At 48.5% G+C, this 21,242-nt stretch carries 18 protein-coding genes; 9 read left to right on the plus strand and 9 right to left on the minus strand.

Annotation, left to right across the window (positions count from 1 at the left end; genetic code table 11):
- Window positions 1–188: 188 nt before the first annotated feature.
- Window positions 189–443, plus strand: a complete 255-nt coding sequence (gene yidD, locus WJM45_RS03185) for a membrane protein insertion efficiency factor YidD (RefSeq protein WP_341327545.1) — start codon at window positions 189–191, stop codon at window positions 441–443.
- Window positions 444–809: 366 nt separating this feature from the next.
- Window positions 810–2,090 (plus strand): DUF3754 domain-containing protein, encoded by a 1,281-nt coding sequence (locus tag WJM45_RS03190; RefSeq protein WP_341327546.1) that lies wholly within the window; start codon window positions 810–812, stop codon window positions 2,088–2,090.
- 202 nt (window positions 2,091–2,292) lie between these two features.
- Here WJM45_RS03190 and WJM45_RS03195 read toward each other — a convergent pair whose 3' ends face one another.
- A complete protein-coding gene (locus WJM45_RS03195; protein ID WP_341327547.1) occupies window positions 2,293–2,682 on the minus strand; it encodes a hypothetical protein in 390 nt (129 codons plus the stop codon).
- A gap of 381 nt (window positions 2,683–3,063) precedes the next feature.
- Here WJM45_RS03195 and WJM45_RS03200 point away from each other — a divergent pair, with 381 nt between their 5' ends.
- The 6 genes from WJM45_RS03200 to fetB all read left to right on the plus strand — a co-directional run bounded on the left by WJM45_RS03200 (window position 3,064) and on the right by fetB (window position 10,693).
- Window positions 3,064–5,196 (plus strand): HAD-IIB family hydrolase, encoded by a 2,133-nt coding sequence (locus WJM45_RS03200; protein ID WP_341328906.1) that lies wholly within the window; start codon window positions 3,064–3,066, stop codon window positions 5,194–5,196.
- An 18-nt stretch (window positions 5,197–5,214) separates the two neighbouring features.
- Complete coding sequence (locus WJM45_RS03205) at window positions 5,215–6,063, plus strand: HAD-IIB family hydrolase (protein ID WP_341327548.1); 849 nt, start codon at window positions 5,215–5,217, stop codon at window positions 6,061–6,063.
- Window positions 6,056–6,964, plus strand: a complete 909-nt coding sequence (locus WJM45_RS03210) for a PfkB family carbohydrate kinase (protein ID WP_341327549.1) — start codon at window positions 6,056–6,058, stop codon at window positions 6,962–6,964. Before WJM45_RS03205 ends, WJM45_RS03210 begins: the two co-directional genes overlap by 8 nt.
- Before the next feature lie 233 nt (window positions 6,965–7,197).
- Window positions 7,198–9,153, plus strand: a complete 1,956-nt coding sequence (locus WJM45_RS03215; protein WP_341327550.1) for an amylosucrase — start codon at window positions 7,198–7,200, stop codon at window positions 9,151–9,153.
- A 99-nt stretch (window positions 9,154–9,252) separates the two neighbouring features.
- Window positions 9,253–9,915 (plus strand): ATP-binding cassette domain-containing protein, encoded by a 663-nt coding sequence (locus WJM45_RS03220; RefSeq protein WP_341327551.1) that lies wholly within the window; start codon window positions 9,253–9,255, stop codon window positions 9,913–9,915.
- Window positions 9,902–10,693 carry an iron export ABC transporter permease subunit FetB gene (fetB, locus tag WJM45_RS03225; protein WP_341327552.1) on the plus strand — a complete coding sequence of 264 codons (792 nt, stop codon included), beginning with the start codon at window positions 9,902–9,904 and terminating at the stop codon, window positions 10,691–10,693. The genes WJM45_RS03220 and fetB overlap by 14 nt, the downstream gene beginning before the upstream one ends.
- A gap of 770 nt (window positions 10,694–11,463) precedes the next feature.
- Here the strand turns inward: fetB and WJM45_RS03230 are convergent.
- Window positions 11,464–11,907: a YtoQ family protein gene (locus tag WJM45_RS03230; RefSeq protein ID WP_341327553.1), complete on the minus strand. Its 444-nt coding sequence runs from the start codon at window positions 11,905–11,907 to the stop codon at window positions 11,464–11,466.
- Between the two features lie 309 nt (window positions 11,908–12,216).
- On the opposite strand from WJM45_RS03230, the gene WJM45_RS03235 reads away from it, so the two are divergent.
- Window positions 12,217–12,546 (plus strand): DUF1820 family protein, encoded by a 330-nt coding sequence (locus WJM45_RS03235; RefSeq protein ID WP_341327554.1) that lies wholly within the window; start codon window positions 12,217–12,219, stop codon window positions 12,544–12,546.
- 942 nt (window positions 12,547–13,488) lie between these two features.
- On the opposite strand, the gene WJM45_RS03240 is transcribed toward WJM45_RS03235, so the two are convergent.
- The 7 genes from WJM45_RS03240 to hisD all read right to left on the minus strand — a co-directional run bounded on the left by WJM45_RS03240 (window position 13,489) and on the right by hisD (window position 21,242).
- Entirely contained in the window at window positions 13,489–13,866 is a 378-nt protein-coding gene (locus tag WJM45_RS03240) for a ClpXP protease specificity-enhancing factor (RefSeq protein ID WP_341327555.1), read from the minus strand.
- Window positions 13,863–14,468: a glutathione S-transferase N-terminal domain-containing protein gene (locus tag WJM45_RS03245; RefSeq protein WP_341327556.1), complete on the minus strand. Its 606-nt coding sequence runs from the start codon at window positions 14,466–14,468 to the stop codon at window positions 13,863–13,865. Before WJM45_RS03245 ends, WJM45_RS03240 begins: the two co-directional genes overlap by 4 nt.
- A gap of 395 nt (window positions 14,469–14,863) precedes the next feature.
- Complete coding sequence (locus tag WJM45_RS03250) at window positions 14,864–15,586, minus strand: cytochrome c1 (RefSeq protein WP_341327557.1); 723 nt, start codon at window positions 15,584–15,586, stop codon at window positions 14,864–14,866.
- A 5-nt stretch (window positions 15,587–15,591) separates the two neighbouring features.
- Window positions 15,592–16,980, minus strand: a complete 1,389-nt coding sequence (locus tag WJM45_RS03255) for a cytochrome bc complex cytochrome b subunit (RefSeq protein WP_341327558.1) — start codon at window positions 16,978–16,980, stop codon at window positions 15,592–15,594.
- Window positions 16,977–17,576 (minus strand): ubiquinol-cytochrome c reductase iron-sulfur subunit, encoded by a 600-nt coding sequence (gene petA / locus WJM45_RS03260; protein WP_014147135.1) that lies wholly within the window; start codon window positions 17,574–17,576, stop codon window positions 16,977–16,979. Before petA ends, WJM45_RS03255 begins: the two co-directional genes overlap by 4 nt.
- 727 nt (window positions 17,577–18,303) lie before the next feature.
- Window positions 18,304–19,398 carry a histidinol-phosphate transaminase gene (gene hisC / locus WJM45_RS03265; RefSeq protein ID WP_341327559.1) on the minus strand — a complete coding sequence of 365 codons (1,095 nt, stop codon included), beginning with the start codon at window positions 19,396–19,398 and terminating at the stop codon, window positions 18,304–18,306.
- Window positions 19,399–19,934: 536 nt separating this feature from the next.
- The gene (gene hisD, locus WJM45_RS03270) at window positions 19,935–21,242 is read right to left on the minus strand and encodes a histidinol dehydrogenase (protein WP_341327560.1); all 1,308 of its coding nucleotides are present in this window, start codon (window positions 21,240–21,242) and stop codon (window positions 19,935–19,937) included.

Raw genomic sequence — 21,242 nt, forward strand, 5'->3', positions numbered from 1 at the left:
TCCGGGACGTTCGAGGCCACGCAATCCCCGTATTCCGCTTACGCTGCATACGGGCTACGCGCTCAAATTATCTATCGAAAAATTAGATAATGAGTCTTAATCTACGAGCTTTCACAGTAAGAAAGAAGTATGTTTGGCGCTGGGTTATGCTTAAGCGTAATTTGGTTTGATTTTTGGAGAATTTGACGATGTTGACTAAAGGGTTGCAATCTTTGTTGCTTGGAATAGTCCGTTTTTACCGGCTTGTCATTTCTCCTCTTTTGCCGCCTTCGTGCCGGTATCAGCCTACCTGTTCCGAATATGCGATAGAAGCGATCACTCGACATGGTCCATTTAAAGGCTTGTGGCTGACGTTAAAACGACTTGGTCGATGTCAGCCATGGGGCGGTCACGGCTATGACCCGGTTCCGCCCAAAGAGCCGGACACGACCAATAAGTCCTGAATATGCGTTATTTCCGGCGAATCGTTAATCAAACACTTTTTCATGTGGGGCGGCAGACCCTGCTGTGTCGGTATGCTCGTCAAATCACAGCTCGAATTTCTTAAAAACTAGAAGTTTTTTTGTTCAAAAAAGAGTAGTGCCGGAAGCGAGCGCTATACAATCTGCTAACATTAATCCTGATTAGCAAGATGCTTCAACTTGCCGAAGCCGAGTGTCCGGGCAGGGGGGGGGGCAGTCGTATTCGCAGCCACTCCTTCATGACAGTCCCTGAAAAAATTCAGGGGGCTCTGTCAGATTTATACCTTTCGCACTTCAAATTTCGGCAGTGCCCGAGGCCGAATTTTCATCAACGATGAGTATAACGAGATGAGCTTTGATCAAGAGAGTATGCTAGAGCATTTCATTCCGGTGGATATAAGTGATTTAATCTCCGGATTGTTGGCCGAGTTGGATTTGCCGGAGGAAGAAAAGCGACTGTTCAAACAGTTTTGTAAAATTTTTCTTGCGCTTTATCACGCCCATTTTTTTACCAAATTGCAAAGTCTGAAACACAATTATTTACCGTTCAGTCCCGATCGTACGACATTGTTGTTGCAAACGCATTCAAATGAGGCATTGCAAGTCATGCAAAACACTTTGATCGAGGAGATCAAGGGCATCATCACCAAGGCCAATTACAGGCCAATTGGTCAAGAAGAACTAAATCAAGCACTATCTGAAACTTCGCCTTACGGTTTGGATTTATCCATCGATTTCGACGATTTCGATGAAATACATTTGTACTATCGGGGATGGGCTAGCCGGACCGAGCAAAAACGCTCTTGGCGGACATTTTTTTTAACGCCCGAAACAATCGAAATTCCAATTTATCGCCGGTTGTTTTTGGTTCTGAAACTGAAGCCAACCAAGAAAAAAGCGGTTAGTGCTTCGTTTTTCTCTGATCCCAAAGCCTTTGTGCTCGATAAATGGCGTCAGCTATTTCAGATGCAAATGTCTCAAGAGGGAGATAATTCGGTTATCTATCTCAAGTTGTTCAAAGATATTCCACGGGCCGATTTGGAAATGTTGTTTCCGAATACCCGCGTGGAAATGCGACGGCTCGATAAGGTTAAGATAGGAGTCGGTGGTGGGGGAGGCGTCATAGGTGGAATTTTTACTGTCGTGTCGAAATTGGCGCGAGCCGCGCATCCGGCTGCAATCGTGTTGGCGGTTGCCAGCTTCATGGGGTTGATGTGGCGGCAAGCCGGAAAAGTGTTGTCAAGCCGTAACCGCTATCTTTCCGCGCTAGCCAAAAGCCTGTATTTTCATAATCTCGACAACAATTTGGGTGTTTTGTCCAATTTGATCGAAATGGCGGAGGAAGAGGAATGCAAAGAAGCGATACTCGCTTATGGATTCTTATTGCACAAAAAGCATCAGGGTTGTTCGGCGCATCAGTTGGATAGGCTGATCGAAGATCATTTACAGAAGCTCTATGGCGTCGAAGTTGATTTCGAGATGAGTGATGGCATACGCAAATTGAGCGAAGCGGGCTTGATCGAAGAGACTCCCGATCATTTGATAAAGCCCTGTTCTCTTAACGATGCACTGCTTCGACTGGACCAGGAGTGGGATGGTTTGTTTTCTTTTGAAAAGTGTTCCGCATGACTTTCTTAACCGATATCGTTTTAAATTTAACAAAGTAAATCATTGCGCGTATCGCGTATGTATACCCTTTACCAGTCTAATTTCGGAACTGGGTGAATGTCGATTTTGCAGGAGCGAAAATCGACTGAACACCCCGAAGCTCCATACGCTAAAACCGAAATTTGATGAGATAGGTAGAGAACCAGTCTTGATTGTCCGCGTGTTATTTTTTGGTCATGAAAAAATAATTCGATGGGCATTTAAGAATCATTTTGTCGTTTTCTTTTTCAATCGCGGTGCAAGTTTCCATTCTAGAGCGGCCCGGCGCGGCTTGTTTGACCAATTTGCCGTCTTCGACCGAATAGTTCAATACTGCGCGAAGTGTATCGATCCGGGCGTGAACGTCCGATTCTTGAGACTTTCCTTCCATAGTGCCGTCTTCCCTGAACGTCCAGGTAGTATTCAAGCTTCTGGATTTGGTGCCTTCGCGGTCGACCGATTCCTTATCGATTTGCCAGGTGCCGAGCAGATCGGCTTGGGTCAACTGAACATCGGCATTCACGGAAAAAGCAAAAAATAGGAGCGAGAAAGTTGAAAGTTTAGTTAATTGCATAATAAAACCTTTTAGTTTGTTTTTAGGAGTCTAGGATTGTAGCACAGAAAAGCCTTTAGATAAGTATGGTATTTGATAATAACATAGTATTTTCATAGGTTTATACTTGCTTCGCTGCTCCCTTCATGCTCAAAAAATGGTTGTGCTCATCGTAGATTAAAATTCGGCGACGGGGCGTCTTGTCGGGCGAGTGACCGTAACCTCAGCCACCCTCGCACTTTCATTGGCCGGGACGATGCCAAGCCCTCACAACCGTTATGGTGAAATGCTTTTTCTAGGATAATGGGCTGAGGTTTCAAGGTGATCCGGTGGATGCCGCAAGTTAGTGTTACTTGAGATAGTTGTTCGTGAATGAGAGAATACAATTTATCTCCAGCTGAAATGAGTTCGATCATGACGAGCAAGAAGGTTTCGCATTATATTCTTTTAATCAGTGTTCACGGCCTGATACGCGGACGAGATTTAGAACTGGGACGCGATGCCGATACCGGAGGTCAGACCAAGTATGTCGTGGATTTAGCGAGGGCGTTAGCGTACCAACCTTCGGTAGGTCGGGTTGATTTAGCAACGCGATTGATTGACGATCCCGAGGTTGGTGCCGATTATCGCAAAGCGCTTGAGCCGCTGGATAAAAACGCGCAAATCGTCCGGATTCCGGCCGGTCCCGAAGGCTATATCAAGAAAGAGGAGCTTTGGGATTATCTCGATATTTTCGCCGACAATTTGTTGGAGTGGCTCCGGCAACAGACGCGTATGCCGGACGTGATTCATAGTCATTATGCCGACGCCGGCTATGTGGGCGTGCGGCTGTCGCTTTTGACCGGTATCCCATTGGTGCATACCGGGCATTCACTGGGCAGAGACAAGCTCGGTCGTTTGCTGGCAATGGGCTTACCGAATGATTTGATCGAACAGCGATATCATATTTCCAAAAGAATCAGCGCCGAAGAGGACGTGCTGGCCAATGCCGAATTGGTCGTGACTAGTACTCGCAACGAGATTGCCGAACAATACGAGCTCTACGACTATTATCAGCCGGAACGCATGGTCGTGATTCCGCCGGGAACCGATCTGGAGCAGTTTCATCCTCCTGAAAACAAGGTAAAAATAGCCTTCGGCAAATCGCTGGAGCCTTTTTTGAATAATCCTAAAAAACCGATGATTCTGGCGTTGTCGCGTCCTGACGAACGCAAGAACATAGTCTCGCTAGTTCATGCTTACGGCGAGTCTCCCGAATTACAGAAATTAGCGAATTTAGTGATCGTAGCCGGCAATCGCGACGATATCCGGGAAATGGACGAAGGCGCGCAAGCGGTGCTGACCGAAATTCTATTACTGGTCGATTACTACGACTTATACGGCCATATTGCGATCCCTAAGCACCACAAACAGGAGGATGTTCCGGATATTTACCGCTTGGCCGCGCAATCGAAAGGCGTGTTCGTCAATCCGGCATTGACCGAGCCGTTCGGCTTAACTTTACTGGAGGCGGCAGCATGCGGATTGCCGCTGGTCGCGACCGAAAACGGCGGCCCGGTCGATATTATCGGTGCTTGCCATAACGGTATTCTCGTCGATCCGCTGGATAGCAGCGCGATAGCGAATGCGTTGCTGGACATTTTAAGCAGTCCGAAAAAATGGGAAAAATTTTCCGAAAAAGGCCTTAAAAATGTTCGGAAACGCTATTCCTGGGATGCGCATGCACAAAAGTATCTTGAGACGATACAGCCATTATTGGAGCATCATCCGGAGTTTCCGAAAGTGGCGCGCGTGCGAGGCGATTTGAGCTATCGCGATCGAGCCGTTTTTTCCGATATCGATCAAAGTTTATTGGGCAGCGCCGAAGGTTTGAAAGCGTTTGCCGCTTATTTGGCCGAGAATCGAAAAAAAGTTTTTTTCGGTGTCGCGACCGGCCGCAGACTCGATTCGGCGATGACAATTTTAAAGAGAAACGGCCTGCCGGTACCGGATGTTTTAATCACCAGCTTGGGAACCGAAATTGTTTATTCGCCCCAAATGACGCCGGACAGCGCTTGGGCAAGACATATCGATTACCACTGGAATAGCAAGGCCATACGCCGCATTATCGGGGAATTGCCCGGTTTGACTTTACAGTCCAAAAGCGAGCAAAGCCGATTCAAGATTTCCTATCATTACGATGCCGAGCAGGCGCCGACGGTAGAAGAGATTCAAACGTTGTTACGTCAGGAGGAGCAGGCGGTCAATGTGTATTTATCATTCGGGCAATTTTTCGACATCGTTCCGGTGCGGGCTTCGAAAGGTTTGGCCTTGCGTTATTTTGCCCAGCAGTGGAATCTGCCGTTGGAGCGTATTTTAGTCGCCGGCGGCTCCGGCGCCGATGAAGACATGATGCAGGGCAATACCTTGGCGGTTGTCGTCGCTAATCGGCATCGCGAGGAATTATCGGGTTTACGCGAGCCCGAGCGGATTTATTTTGCGGCGCAACCTTTTGCGCTCGGTATCATCGAGGCGATAGAACATTATGATTTTTAAACGACTGAGAGCAGAACTATGACCGACCGGCTTTTGCTTTGCACCGACCTTGATCGAACCTTATTGCCGAACGGCAATGAGCCGGAGTCGTCGATGGCGAGGGTTTATTTCAAGGCCTTGGCGCGCCATCCCGGGGCCACGCTGGCATATGTGACCGGCAGGCATCAGGCCTTAGTGCAGCAAGCAATAGCCGAATACGATTTGCCGTTGCCGGATTATGTGATCGGCGATGTCGGTACTACGATTTATCAAATCGTCGATCATGAATGGCAAGAGTGGCCGCAATGGAGTCATGAAATCGAACCGGATTGGGCCGGACGCGAACATGCCGAGATGCATCGTTTGTTCAGTGAATTGTCCGAATTGACGCTACAGGAAGACGCGAAGCAGAATCGTTTCAAGCTCAGTTATTATGTATCGGCAGCAATCGATCCGAAGCCTTTGTTGACTGAAATGAGAAAACGCTTGGCGTCGAATTCGATTCGAGCAGAGCTCATTTACAGTGTCGACGAAACCACGCATACTGGGCTGCTGGATGTTTTACCGGCTTGCGCGACTAAGTTTCATGCGGTCGAGTTTTTAATGAAGCAGCTCGGTTTTGGTTTGGATAACACGGTTTTCGCCGGCGATAGCGGTAATGATCTACCCGTGCTGACTAGCCCGATTAACTCGGTGTTGGTCGCCAATGCGACCGGCGAGGTACGCAAGCAGGCGCTGCAATTGGCTCGGGAGCAATCGACCGAGCAATCCTTGTATTTGGCTGAAGGCGGTTTTCTCGGAATGAACGGTAATTACAGTGCCGGTATTTTAGAAGGCGTTGTGCATTATTTACCCGAAATCAAACACTGGATTATTGGCGATGAATAAAAATCCGATCACTATTTTCGGCGAGGTTTTGTTCGATCATTTTCCCGACGGCAGCCGGGTGCTCGGCGGCGCGCCGTTCAATGTCGCATGGCATTTGCAGGCCTTCCGGCAAGAACCGCATTTCATCAGTCGTGTCGGTCAGGATGCGACCGGAGACTCGGTCATTGCCGCGATGCATAAGTGGGGCATGGATATGTCGGGTTTGCAAAGGGATAGCCGGCATCCTACCGGTGTCGTCGATATCGTCATCGAGCAGGGCGAACCCGCCTATACGATCGTACCGGAACAGGCCTACGATTATATTGATGAAGACGAGCTTCAAGATACGGATCGTCCCGGATTGCTTTATCACGGCACGCTGTCCTTGCGTCAGCCGGTTTCAAGGGCGGCTTTGGACGTTCTTAAAGACGGACACAAGGGGCGTATATTCATGGATGTCAATTTGCGCGAACCTTGGTGGCAAAAAGACCAAGTGCTTGAATGGCTCGGTCAAGCCGATTGGGTCAAGCTGAATCATCATGAGTTGGCGGCGCTTTATCAGGTTTCGGGCGATCTTAAGTCCGATATGCGGCGCTTTGTCGAGCTTTACCGATTACAAGGATTGATCGTTACGAGCGGCAAGCAAGGCGCGTTTGCGACCGATCGCCACGGTGAATCGTGCCGGGTTATGCCGGGCGAAATCGCCCAAGTGATCGATACGGTCGGTGCCGGCGATGCGTTCGCTTCGGTGATGCTACTCGGGCTCAATCTCGATTGGCCGCTGCAAATCACGATGGAGCGCGCGCAAGCATTTGCTTCGGCCATGGTCGGCCAAAGAGGTGCGACGGTCAGCGATCCTGTATTTTATGAAACGTTCATAGCTGATTGGGATCTACTCCCATTTGATCGAAAAACCGTCTAAGAATAAAAGGTATGGGATGTGTCTATCGAGGACCGCCGTGAACCCATCCATGGGGGCTTGGCGGCAGCTCCCTGCTGCCGACATCCTCGCTAGCCACACCCCATACCTTCATAAAGTTAGCTAATTTTTGAGTATAAAGGGAGTAGACTAAGCTATCCATTCTTTAGTCGTGACCGGGTCGAGCCTTAGCGCTACCGGGTTACGAAATTTTACATTTTTCCCACATCCTAACCATGTACGAACAGATTTCGCATTCCTTATTAAATGAAATTTTAGATGATCTTAAGCCGGAAATCCGCAGGCAGGATTTACGGCATTTTTACACGCGTCTCGGCGCGAATTTTTATGCGATTCATAATCTGTTTCATCATCTATACGGCCGCCGCGACGATTTCAAGGAGCAAATGCTCAAGTTGGTCGAAACCTTGGCCCGGCAATATATTCAGCGGCCGGAAGAGTTGGAAAGACTCGATATCGCGCGGGAAAATGATCACAACTGGTTTTTGAATCAAAAATGGGTCGGTATGGCTTTGTACAGTGCAGGGTTTGCCGACGACTTGGCCGGCGTGGCGGATAATACCTCTTATTTTCAAGAGCTCGGCGTCAATTTGGTGCACATCATGCCGATTCTCGAGTGTCCTACCGGCAAAAGCGACGGCGGTTATGCGGTCAGTAATTTCAGGCAGATCGATAGCCGTGTCGGCAAACTAGAAGATTTACAGCGGGTTTCAAGCGAGTTCAGAAAGCGCGATATTCTGTTGACTTTGGACGTTGTGTTGAATCATACCTCGGACGAGCATGAATGGGCTCAGCGGGCGAAGGCAGGAGAACAAAAATATCAAGATTATTATTACATCTTCGATAATCGTGAAATTCCCGATATGTTCGAACAAAGCATGCCCGAAATTTTTCCGGAAACCGCACCGGGTAATTTTACCTGGGACGAAACCCTGCAGAAATGGGTGATGACGGTCTTTAACGATTATCAATGGGATCTCAACTACAGCAACCCTTCGGTATTCATCGAAATGCTCGACGTGATTCTCTTTTGGATCAATCAAGGCGCCGATATTATCCGGCTCGATGCCGTGGCTTTTTTATGGAAGAAAATGGGTACGACCTGTCAAAACGAACGCGAAGCGCATCTGTTGCTGCAGTTGATGAAAGACTGTTGCCAAGTAACCGCGCCGGGATCCTTGTTTATTGCCGAGGCGATTGTCGCGCCGGTCGAGATTACTAAATATTTCGGCGAGGACGCGATTATCGCGAAAGAGTGTGAAATCGCCTATAACGCGACGCTGATGGCCTTGCTTTGGGATGCCTTGGCGACGCGCAATAGCAAATTACTGTATCAAGGCTTGAAAAGCCTGCCCGATAAATTGGAGCGAGCGACTTGGTTGAATTATGTGCGTTGCCATGACGATATCGGCCTAGGATTCGATGATAACGATGTGCGGCATGTCGGTTATGATCCGGTCGCGCATCGTCGCTTTCTGGTCGATTTCTATACAGGGGTTTATGAGGACTCAATCGCGAGCGGCGTGCCGTTCATGCGTAACGACAAAACCGGCGATGCGCGGATTGCCGGGTCGCTGGCTTCGCTGGCCGGTCTTGAGACGGCGATTCAGTCCGATGACGAGCATGCGATCGATATCGCGCTAAACAAAATCATATTAATGCATAGCGTGATATTTTCATTCGGCGGCCTTCCGCTTCTGTATTACGGCGATGAGATCGCGACCTTCAATGATCACAGTTATCTCGATCAACCCGATAAGGCCAACGATAGCCGCTGGATTCACCGGCCCAAGATCGATTGGGAACGGGCCGAGCAACGTAAAAAACAAGGTACGGTCGAGCATGCCGTATTTAGCGCATTGAAAAAAATGATCGCGATTCGCAAGGAAACCACGGCTTTTGCCGACTTCAATAATCGGCAGTTGATCGATTGCGAAAACCCGCATATTTTTTCGTTTATCCGTTACGATCATAACCGGCCTTCGGAGCAAGTGCTGGTGATTTGTAATTTCAGCGAGCAAGCGCAGCGTATCAAGATGGAAAAATTTAATACAGCAGGGTTTGGCATTTACGGACAAATCAGCGATTTATACACCGGCAAGCGTCCGACTGAATTCGACCAGCAACTGGTCATTCAGCCGTGCCAATTTTATTGGTTGACTGAGTATTGAGTAGAGAATAGTTAGCAGTGAGCAGTGAGCAGTGAATAGTGAATAGTGAATAAGGCAAGTAGTGAGTTCGGGCTTATGTTCTTTTAAATCATTAAATCAATGAATCCAATCATTCGATTCGATCGAGTATCGGTAGCGGTTCGTGAAAAAACCATCCTATCCAATATTAGTTTTGCCCTGTTCCCCGGCGAAAAAGCAGTTTTATGCGGTAAGTCGGGTTCCGGCAAGAGTAGCGTGTTGAGAGCCTTTATCGGACTTCATGCCGTCGCCGCCGGCGGCGTCTATTTTCAGCAAATGCAATTGACTCCCGCATCGGTCCATACGATTCGAAGTGCGACGGCTTATATCGGCCAAGAACCCATACTTGGCGCCGAGACCGTACGCGAAGCTTTGTTGTTGCCTTTTCAGTTTAAAACCCATCGGAACCAAAGGCCTCCGGATGCTCGGCTGGTTGAAGTATTGAATCGTTTGCATCTGTCGCTCGATATTTTAAAGCGGAAATGTAGCCGAATATCCGGTGGCGAAAAACAACGGATTGCATTGGCGCGAGGACTACTATTAGGTAAAAGCTTGTATTTGTTGGATGAGATTACCAGCGCATTGGATGCGGAAAGCAAACAAGCGGTATTCGATGTGTTTTCCGACCCTCAATTAACGGTGCTTTCAGTCGCTCACGATACGGAGTGGTTGGCGCGCTGCGATCGTATTTTAGAACTGGAAGCGGGCCGCTTGGTTCGGGAAAGAACATATGGAAACGCTTGATATCGAACTGCCGCGAATGGCGCTGCTCTATGGCCTTTGTTTACTGCCTTGGTTGTTGCTGCGAATGCTTGGCTTGCTGCTTAGCCGGGATATCGGCATTAGCGTTTTACGGATGAGCGTGCAGTTGGCCTTGGTCGGGTTTTATCTGAAGTGGCTGTTCGAACTCAACAATCCTTGGTTCAATGGCTTATGGATACTGGTGATGCTTTTGGTCGCCGATTTCAGCATTTTACGTCGAGCAGGCCTTAAAGTGCGTTATTTTGCCTTGGTCACATTTATAGCCATTGCTTTCAGTATTTTGTTCTCGTCTGCATTTTTGGTGTTTTGGGTAATACGACCGACGCTTTTTTACGATGCTCGGTATGTTGTCCCGTTGGCCGGCATGATTCTAGGCAACTGTCTGCAAGGCAACGTGATCGCATTGGAACGATTCTATTCGGCATTACGCAAGAACGAGAACGAGTACGCGACTTTTCTGATGCTAGGGGCAACACGCATGGAGGCAGTTCGGCCATATTTTCGAGATGCGATAAAAGCTGCAATCAATCCGACGATTGCCGGCATGGCGACGATGGGATTGGTTTCTTTGCCCGGCATGATGACCGGACAGATTCTCGGCGGCAGCGAGCCCTGGGTGGCGGTAAAATATCAAATCGCGATCATGATTTGTATTTTTACCAGCACCACGCTCGCGACGATTATAAATTTACGGCTCACCCTGAATAGTGCGTTCAATGAATTTGATGTGTTGCGCGACGAAGCGATCAAGTCGTCTTGAATCAATGGTTAAGTAACTGTCCATCATTTACTTAGGATTTGGCCGTAAATATACCCATCGGAGATCAAAATTCGGCGCCGGGGCACCCGTCAAAGGACGCCGTGAATACCTCCCTGTAGGCTCTATGCCAGCTCCATGCTGGCAAAGCCTTTGCCGAGCACCCCGGCGCCTCCTAAGTTACTGCCGAAATTTGATGTGCGAACACTATATTTATCACGAAATCCTTGCCGAAGTTTAACGTAACGCACCCAATAAAATCGGGGAGCTGCTTTTAAACAGTTACTTACTCCCTTTATACTCAAAAATTAGCTAACTTTGTGAAGGTATGGGGTGTGGCTAGCGAGGATGTCGGCAGCAGGGATCGCTGCCGTCAAGCCCCCATGGACGGGTTCACGGCGGTCCTCGATAGACATATCCCATGCCTTTTTATTCTTAGACGGTTTTTCAATCAAAAGGGAGTAGCCAATAAGTCCTCGACATCAATTATTGTCGTTTGACGCTCTCGGCCTTGAAATCGCGACGAAGGCGTCGCTCCCACAACGCGTCGGGAGCTCTGTGGGAGCGATCCCCGGATCGTCCCTCACCTAGCGTTAGGTGAGGGAGAGCAAGGTGCGCTAAGTAACAACAAACGGTATCGATGTCGCATTCGCTAAGATTCATCATTTTTTACCGAAGTTTAGCGTAACGGATCCGATAAAATCGGGAGATAGTTCTTAGACAGTTACTAAACTGCCGAATTCAGGGTAAAGCGCGCAATCCAACGAGCGCTCTCATTGCCGGGTAACGTATTTGAGAATTTCGATCACTTGCAGCGAATCTTGTGTGACAGCAAGGGCGGTCGCGTCGATTTCTTTCAGGGCGTGGGTAAGTTCGGGATCATGCATCACGACGATAGGAATGCCCATGCCTATCGCAAGGCCGGCATCGAATGCCGCTTCCCATTGTTTGTATTTTTCTCCGAAACGGACGACGACCAGGTCGGCTTGACCGAGATAATGATTATTGCGCAGTGCGTTGATCTTAGCGCTTTTATGATCGCGCCAGAAATTGTTTTCTTCCGGACCCAAGATTTCAGATCCGATGTTTTCACTGATGTTAAGGTCGGTAATCGGCCCGAGTACCTCGATGTCCAGATCGTTGTTTTCGATGCCCTGAATGATTTGGTCGCGCCAATCGGTATGCGTTTCACCGGATAAATATATTGTATAAGCCATAGGGGTACCTGCTTTGTGTGGTGGGTTTTCGCAAGGGTTTAAGCTTCACGCGTCGGTTTTTACAATGTGGGCCATAAGCGATTTATTTTTTTATACCTTTCGCACTTTAACCCAGCTTTAACAAGTGTAGTGCCATAAAATTAATTATTGCATATTATTCAATAACCTATTGACGCGCAATGTTAAGGCTGGGTTAAGTTTCGTCAGTTTCTAAGGAGGCGCCAGGGATGCAGCAATATCTTAAATCTACGGATTCGCGTTAGAATGGTAAACCATAAACGTTTATTTTAATGTAGGCAAGTATATTCAATGTCGGAAAAACTTATTTATAAGGTCGTGTTTGTTAACCAGGATCAAGTTTACGAGATTTATGCTAAAAACGTATACCAAGGAGATCTTTACGGTTTTATTGTGGTTGAGGATTTTGTGTTCGGCGAAAAAAGCGCGATTGTGATTGATCCTTCAGAGGAGAGGCTCAGAATGGAATTCGAGGGTGTCAATCGTTCATTCATTCCGATGCACGAAATTATCAGAATCGATCAAGTCAAAAAACGGGGGGTGGCTAAGATCATTGCACAGACGGACTCCGGAAAGTCTTCGGGAAAAGTTTCGACGCTGTATTCCCCAGATAAAAAATAACAGTACGAATTTGGTGGGTGGTTAAGTTTTCTGTGCGATGCTCAGAAGGAAGAGAGTGGAGGGCTTTTCTTAGGCTATGTTTGCATTATTAGCAGTTTAAGAGGCTCTCTTATCTGCTATACCCATCGCGTCCTTTCATCTGATTAGCAAGATGCTTCAGCATGCCGAAGCCAAGTTCCGAGTAGACGGCAGTTATAGTCGCAAAAACTAAAATATGCTGTTACCCAAGCCGGGGCTTGGCAAAGAGCCTACAGGGACGTATCCACGGCGTCCTTTGACGAGCACCCCGGTGCCGAATTTTGATCTACGAGGGTATACTATGAAGGAGGCGATGTCTTGTTCTTTACTGTGAAAGTTCGTAGATTTAGGCTCATTATCTAATTTTTCGATATACAACTCTCCGTTCTGGCTATTCCGGTTCCGAAGAGGGTGCGGTTGCTCGACCGACAGGCGTTGGGGGCAGGGCAGATTTTTGCTCCTGCAAAATCTGCATTCATGCCATCCATGGCAATCAGTCGCCGCCGTCGAGCCTACAGGGATGTATTCATCCAGCACCTAAATTCCATAGCCCATTGGCTATGGAATTTAGGTGCTGGGTTCACGGCGACCTGTCGGGCGAGTGACCGCGCCCCATAAGCGCCAACTTAAGGAAGGAACTCGTCATTCCGCCAGGGATTGGCGGAATCCAGGGCCACGGATGGCAATGCGTAGCACCACATCCTATCGACAACTCATACCGATATGACGAATAAAGCCATAAACGCACCATAGAATAGGCACTAAGTTGGCGCTTATGTGACCGCACCATCCGCCGCCAGAGAACTTTCATTTGTCGGCGTGATGGCCAGGCCTTCATGAACGTTACGTTCTTCATGGTTGTTGACCGGCTATCTCGACTACTTTTATCGCTATCCGTTAAACTTTGAGTATTGAGTGGTTGCTCTATTTAACGACGCGCAATTGCGGGCGAGTCGGTTTTTTTTCCGGTGGCGGCTCATCATCGCCCGAGTCTTCTTCACGATCGAAAATCATCCCTTTGCCGTTTTCCTTGGCGTAAATGGCCATCACTGCTGGCATAGGCACGAGGATGTGCATGGGTTTGCCGCTGAAGCGGGCGTTGAACTCTATGTCTTCATTTCCCAGAGTAAGTCCTTGTATTGCCGGCGGATTAATGTTGAGTACGATTCTACCGTCCTCGACAAAATTACCAGGCAAAACCGTGCCTTCGTATTCGGCGTCGACTAATAGATGCGGCGTAAGTTCGTTGTCTAAGATCCATTCGTAGATCGAACGGATTAAATAGGGTTTTAAAGATGTCATTTCGGGATTTCGTTCATTTCTTTTTCGGAGCTGCTTAAACTGAGTGCGAAAGCCGGTCTGCGGAATAAGCGATTGGCGTAGTTTTTTAATCCTTCGCCGGTCGTTGCGGTTTCAATGCCGAGAATAGGTAGGCGCCATAAGAGCGGAGCCATCACACAATCGATTAATGAAAATTCGTCGCTCATGAAAAAAGGACGCGCTTCGAATACCGGGGCCGCGGAAAGCAGGCTTTCCTTGAGCAGTTTTTTGGCTCGAGCCGATTTTTTTTCGCCGGAATGAATGATTTCATTCATCAGTTCGTACCAGTCTTGATCGATACGTTTGATGATCATTCGGGCGTTGGCCCTGGAAACAGGGTCCATTTGATGGAGAGGGGGGTGCGGGAACCGCTCATCCAAATACTCCATGATTATGCGCGCATCGTACAGGACTAGCCCGCGTTCCAGCAAGGTTGGCGAAGTTCCTGTTGGATTGAACTCCAGTAAGTCCTCAGGCGGTTGGTTGATGTCATAATATTCAATGTCCGCCGCAATGGCTTTCTCATGAAGAACCAATCGGGCGCCGTGGCTCATCGCGCATGTCGGAGATGAAAAAAGAGTCATAGCGGATTTACGAGTAGTTGGTTGTGCCACGAATCATAACCTCATTAGGATACACGGAGTCTAAAATGGCAATTATATCATGAAAAATTCGACATTTTATTTGCTTGTATCCGTTTGCAGTTTTTCCCTGCTTAAGAAAATTCGCTGTGTTCAAGGAGTGGAGTATGTTTGCCGAGGGTCGATGTGAAACCAGCGATTAAGGTAGGAATGGCTCATAAATATACCTTTCGCACTTCAAATTTCGGCAGTACCGGGGAGGAGGTTTCGGGGTACTAGGTCGATTTTGCTCCTGCAAAATCGACATTCACGCCATGGATGGTCAACCCCGAGGCCGAGTTTTCATTTACGATTGAGTATAATACGGGTAAAACGTCCCTGTTTTACGAATGGGGGGATTAATGAATGTCCTTCCAATACTCGCGTTTCAATAGATAGGCAAGTATGAAAATCATGAAAATGAAAAACAAAACATATTTGCCCATGCTTCGCCGCTCGAGCTGTCCAGGCTCTCCAACGTAAACAAGGAAATTGACTAGGTCGTTAATCATGCGATCAAAATCTTTTTCCGGAAGTTGTCCGGGAATTTCGGTAACCAGTTTGTCGATGACTTGTTGGTCGCCGTCTTTTTTGAAAACCGGTTTTTGTTCGCCTTGTAATTGCCATAAAACGTTCGGCATGCCAACATCCGGAAAAACGACATTATTGACGCCGAGAGGCTTGGAGGAGTCGGAATAAAAGCCTTTCAAGTAACTGTAAAGCCAATCCGGTCCGCGTGACCGTGAAATCAGTGATAAGTCGGGCGGCATGATACCGAACCATTTTTCGGCGTCATGGGCGTTCATCGCCGAATTCATTTTGTCGTAGATATTGGCGCCTTCGGGGGCGATATCTTTGAGCACTTTATCTTTTTCGATATCGAAGTCGAGCGCTATCCTGAGGTATCGAATGTGTTTTGCAGAATGGCACCCTAAACAATAAGTCACAAAATGTTTCGCGCCGCGCTGCAAGGAGCTTTTATCGCTGAGGTCGAAATCCGCGCTCTGGAGTTCGACGCCGCCACCGGCGAAAACGCCGAAAGGCAGCGACAACAGTATCAAGGTATTGAGTAGTCTTTTCATAATTATTAATCCAAGCTGCCTTTAATTCTTTTTAAAAAACGGATGCTAACGGCGGATAACCCTTGGTAATTGAGTTTTCTGCTGAACAGGCCGGATTTGCCCTCGGTTTTCACCGTGACTTCATTGAAAGTGTCAACAAGATCCGGTATTCGATCCTCGAGGCTAGGTTGTTCGGTTAGACGGTCCGGTACAGGCTTGGTTTTTTCCCAGCGAGTATAGATTGGCATCAATAGGAAAAAGCCGAAATAAATCGCCGTCAAAACGCGGGCGACGGCGGTAGCGCCGGGCGTTGCAGGCTGAGTGCCCAGATAGCCTAAACCGATAAAGCTAATTACGAAAAGTAGAAGCGCTTTTTTATAGATGCCGCCGCGATAACGGATGGATCTGACTTCGCTGCGGTCCAGCCATGGCAATAGAAACAGCACAACAATGGCTCCGCCCATCGCAATGACGCCGGCAAACTTATCCGGAACCGCGCGCAGAATCGCGTAGAAGGGGGTGAAATACCAGACCGGAGCGATGTGTTCCGGCGTTTTCAATGGGTCGGCAGGTATGAAGTTGGCGTGTTCGAGGAAGAATCCTCCCATCTCCGGCATATAAAAAATAACGACTGCAAAAAAGAACATGAAGACCGCGAAGCCGACCAAGTCCTTGACAGTGTAGTAAGGGTGGAATGGAATGCCGTCCAATGGTATGCCGTTGGCGTCCTTATTTTTTTTGATGTCGACGCCGTCCGGGTTATTCGAGCCGACTTCGTGTAACGCGATGATATGCAGTAATACCAGCAATACCAGAACCAAAGGTACTGCGATGACGTGAAATGCAAAGAATCGGTTCAATGTTGCATCGGATACGACATAGTCGCCCCTGATCCATAATGAGAGCTCTTCTCCGACGACAGGGATCGCGCTGAATAGCGAAATGATGACCTGGGCTCCCCAATAAGACATTTGCCCCCAAGGAAGCAAGTAGCCCATGAACGCTTCGGCCATCAAAGCGACAAACAGCAGCATGCCGAATATCCAGATCAGTTCGCGAGGCTGTTTAAAAGAGCCGTATAGTAAGCCCCTAAACATATGCAGATAGATCACGATGAAAAATGCCGAAGCACCGGTCGAGTGCATGTAGCGGATTAACCAGCCCCAATTGACTTCGCGCATGATGTATTCGACCGAATCGAACGCTAATTTGGCGTCCGGTTTATAGTTCATCGTCAGCAAGATGCCGGTGACGAATTGATTGACTAACACCAGCAAGGCGAGCGAGCCGAAAAAATACCAAAAGTTAAAATTCTTGGGCGCATAATAATGCGCCATATGTTCGTTCCAGAACTTAGTTAGCGGAAAACGATCTAGTATCCAGTTGCCACAATCAGTCCAGCGGTTCGTTTTCATGCGCTTGTCTCCACGGTGTCTTCGCCAATAATGATCTGTGTTTCGCTAATATAGCGATAGGGTGGAATTTCAAGGTTGGTCGGAGCCGGAACGCCACGAAAAACCCGGCCGGCCAGATCGAACCAAGAGCCGTGGCAAGGGCAGAAAAAACCGCCTTTCCAGTCGGGTCCCAGGTCGGCCGGTGCGATTTCGGGCCGGAAGGTGGGCGAACAGCCCAGATGCGTGCATAAGCCGACGGCAACAAAAATTTCCGGTTTCAATGCGCGAGTAGGGTTTTTGGTGTACACCGGTTGTATGGATTCTGAAGACTGAGGGTCTCTGAGTTGGTCGTCTAATGTTTTCAGTGTTTCCAGCACTTCCGGCGTGCGGTTAAGCAGCCAAACCGGTTTGCCGCGCCAAGCAACACGGATTAGCTGTCCCGGTTCCATTTTACTAATATCGACGGTGACCGGCGCGCCTGCGGCCATGGCTTTTGTGCTGGGTTGCATTTGCGCGAGAAAGGGAACCGCAATATAGCCGGTACCGACAGCTCCGACCACGGTCAGCGCCGAGGTTAGAAACTGGCGCTTGGATTTATCGACGCCTTCAATATTCATTTATTGCACTCCTGGTAAAGGCTGAGCCTCGTATACTTGATTTTTATAGTTTTCGACATGGCAATATACCATTATAGTTAGCCGAATTTGAAGCAGTTATAACGGTTGATGAACTCGTTTTTCAAGTTTTTCAACCGCTTTCTTTGTATGAGCAGTGTTTATGCGTCTTAGGATTTCGTGATAAATAACCTCCTGGAGCTATGAGCTTTGTTGAGGGTTCGGTAACTCGCTTGACAGGACGCCGTGAACCCAGCACCTAAATTCCTTAGTCCATTGGCTATGTTTAATATAATGGCTAATTTAGGTGCTGGGTGAATACGTCCGTGTAGGCTTGACGGCGGCTTTCCCTGCCGCCGACACCTGCCAATCGAGCTACCGAACCCCCCCATAAAACAGGGAAGTTATTTACGACCAAATCCTTAGCTTTCTTGATGCGTGTCTCAAAAGTCCTACGGTTACGCCTTGCGCCCGTCAAGCCTGTTTAACATTAACGTTCATGAAGGTCCGGTCATCGCCCCGGTAAATGAAAGTTTAACCGCGTAGCCCGGGTGGAGCGCAAGCGCAATCCGGGATGTTCGAGGTCACGCAATCCCCGTATTCCGCTTACGCTGCATAAGGGTTACGCACCCCTGCGTGACGGGTTATTTAACCCGTCCCCAACGTTTCTGTTTTGCCAAGAAATACGAAAAGTATATGAAAGCACACGTTATGATAGGAGTTTTTCTCGCTAACCATTTAGTTGTTCAAAACTTGACGATAACGCTTGTAAAAAGGCGTCATTTTCATCGGGCGTGCCGATCGTGACGCGTAGGCAATCCAGTAAGAGGCCGCCTTGAGGCGACAGGTTTTTGATTAAGATGCCTTTTGTCTTAAGCATTTCGAAGAGCGACGCGGCTTTATCGGGCGGCGTTCTAAATAAAATGAAATTAGCTTCGCTCGGGTAGGTAGTGATGCCTTCGATCGAACGTATTTCGCGCAATACTCGACTTCTTTCGCTTCGAATTTGTGAGGTTTGTTGCTTGAATAAGTCGCTGTTGTTCAGCGCGAATTCGGCCGTTATTTGAGTCAGCGTATTGATGTTGTAAGGCAGTCTAATTTTGTTCAATTCGCCGATAATAGAGGATTCTCCCACGATGTAGCCAAGACGAAGTCCGGCCAAACCGAGTTTCGAGAGAGTGCGCATCACTAGCAAGTTACTATATTCGCCGAGTACGTCGATAAAGCTTTGGTCGGTGAATGGCGCATAGGCTTCGTCGACAACGACCAGTCCGGGAGCGGCTTCGAAAATTTTTTTAATAGAAGTTTCGCTGAACAGGTTGCCGGTAGGGTTGTTCGGGTAGGCCAGAAAAATAAGCGAAGGCTGGTGTTTGTCGATCGCCTCGAGCATGGCCGGCAAATCCAGGTCGAAATCGCCGGATTGTAGCGGAATGTCGATATAATCGAGCCCGAGGCATCGGCTCAATTGTCGATACATCACGAAGCCCGGCGATGGCGAGAGTACCTTTGCGTGTGTCGGCAAGGCCATCAGTAGTAACTGTATGATTTCGTCCGAGCCATTGCCGAGCAGCATCTCTAAGTTCCCGGAAATACCATCGATCTTTTTCAGGGTAGCGCTTAGCCTACGTGCTTCAGGGTCCGGATAGCGATTGATTTCGGCTTCTTTGATAACGTCGAGCCATTCTTTTATGACCGGTTCCGGCCAACGATAAGGATTTTCCATTGCGTCGAGTTTGATCAGTCCGCCGGCATCGGCGACTTTATAGGCCGATAAGTCCAGCACTTCTTTACGGAAAATAGAGCTAATAAAATGGGGTTGTGGCATGAGTCGAGTCAATGGTATTCAGAGTGATGGCTGGGTTTGTCGCAGGTTAATCGATAAACCTAAATTCGGCAGTTTAACCATGAAGCACATGAAGTTCATGAAGGATTTCAAGAAATTACCTAAGCATTCTCTTTAACCTTGTTGGTGAATGAAAATTCTCTACAAACGTGTAATAAGTTATTGAATTAACTTTCTATCCTTCATGGTGAAATGCTTTTTATAGGATAAAGGAATCAATGCCTGTCGATCTAACGGATTGCTCCGGATTCTTATATACCTTTCGTACTTCAAATTTCGGCAGTGCCTTAGGAGGCGCCGGGGTGCTCGGCAAAGGCTTTGCCAGCATGGAGCTGGCATAGAGCCTACATGGACGTATTCACCCAGCACCTAAATTCCATGGCCCATTGGCTATGCTTAACCATCTGGGATAATTTAGGTGCTGGGTTCACGGCGTCCTTTGACGGGCACCCCGGTGCCGAATTTTGATCTCCGATAAGTATATAAATCCGGGGGATCTATGTGACAATTCCGAGCCGTTACGATTTGATTCTATATTCCGCCGATCGAGCATGCGCGGTTAAACTTTCTCCGCGAGCCAAAATCGAGGCGGTTTTGCCTAGCGTATCGGCGCCGGTTTCCGAACAATTGATTAGACTCGAACGTTTTTGGAAGTCGTAAACGCCGAGCGGCGATGAAAACTTTGCCGTGCCGGATGTCGGTAACACATGATTAGGTCCCGCACAATAATCGCCTAAAGCTTCTGCGGTATAGCGGCCCATGAAAATCGCGCCGGCATTGCGGATTTTCGCACACAGCGAGTCCGGGTCGGCGACCGACAATTCGAGATGTTCCGGTGCGATACGGTTGGCGATTTCGGCGGCTTCATCGAGGCCGGCAGTCTTGATGAGTGCGCCACGGCCGGACAGCGAAGCTTTAATGACTTCGGCGCGTTCCATTTCAGGCAATAATTTTAAGATGCTGCGCTCAACGGCGTCCAAATATTCGGCGCTATCGGATAACAAGATCGATTGCGCATTTTCATCGTGCTCGGCTTGTGAAAACAAATCCATCGCAATCCAGTCCGGGTTAGTATGGCCGTCGCAAATGATTAATATCTCGGACGGTCCCGCGATCATGTCGATGCCGACTTGACCGAATACCAATTTCTTCGCGGTAGCAACATAGATATTGCCCGGGCCGACGATTTTGCAGACGGCCGGAACGGTTTCGGTGCCGTATGCGAGAGCCGCGACCGCTTGCGCGCCGCCTATTGAAAAAGCCCGGTCGACGCCGGCCAGATAAGCTGCCGCCAATACCAGCTGATTGGATTCGCCTTGAGGGGTCGGCACGACCATGATTAATTCCGGAACGCCGGCAACCTTTGCCGGTATTGCATTCATCAATACCGAGGATGGATAAGCGGCTTTGCCGCCCGGAACATAAAGGCCGACTCGGTCCAACGGGGTGATTTTTTGGCCGAGTAGCGTGCCGTCTTCCTCGCTGAATTGCCAGGATGCCACGGTTTGTTTTTCGGCATAAGCGCGAATTCGCCGAGCGGCGGTATCGAGAGCTTCGGCTTGCATGCTGGGGAGAGAGTCCCAGGCGGCTTTTAGGGTTTCCTTGTTGATTTCCAGTTCGTTTGCCGCCTGAATGCTGCGTCGGTCGAAGCGATTCGTATAATCGATGACGGCTTGGTCGCCCGACTTTTTGACGGCGGCAATGATATCCAAGACTTGCTTTTGAATCTCGAAGTCGTCTTGTTCGTTCCAATCCAGCAAGGATTTCAGGCGGCGTTCGAAATCCAAGTCGACGGTATCGAGTCGGTTTATTGAAAAATCGGTCAT

This window comes from Methylotuvimicrobium sp. KM2 (assembly GCF_038051925.1).
Lineage (GTDB): Bacteria > Pseudomonadota > Gammaproteobacteria > Methylococcales > Methylomonadaceae > Methylotuvimicrobium.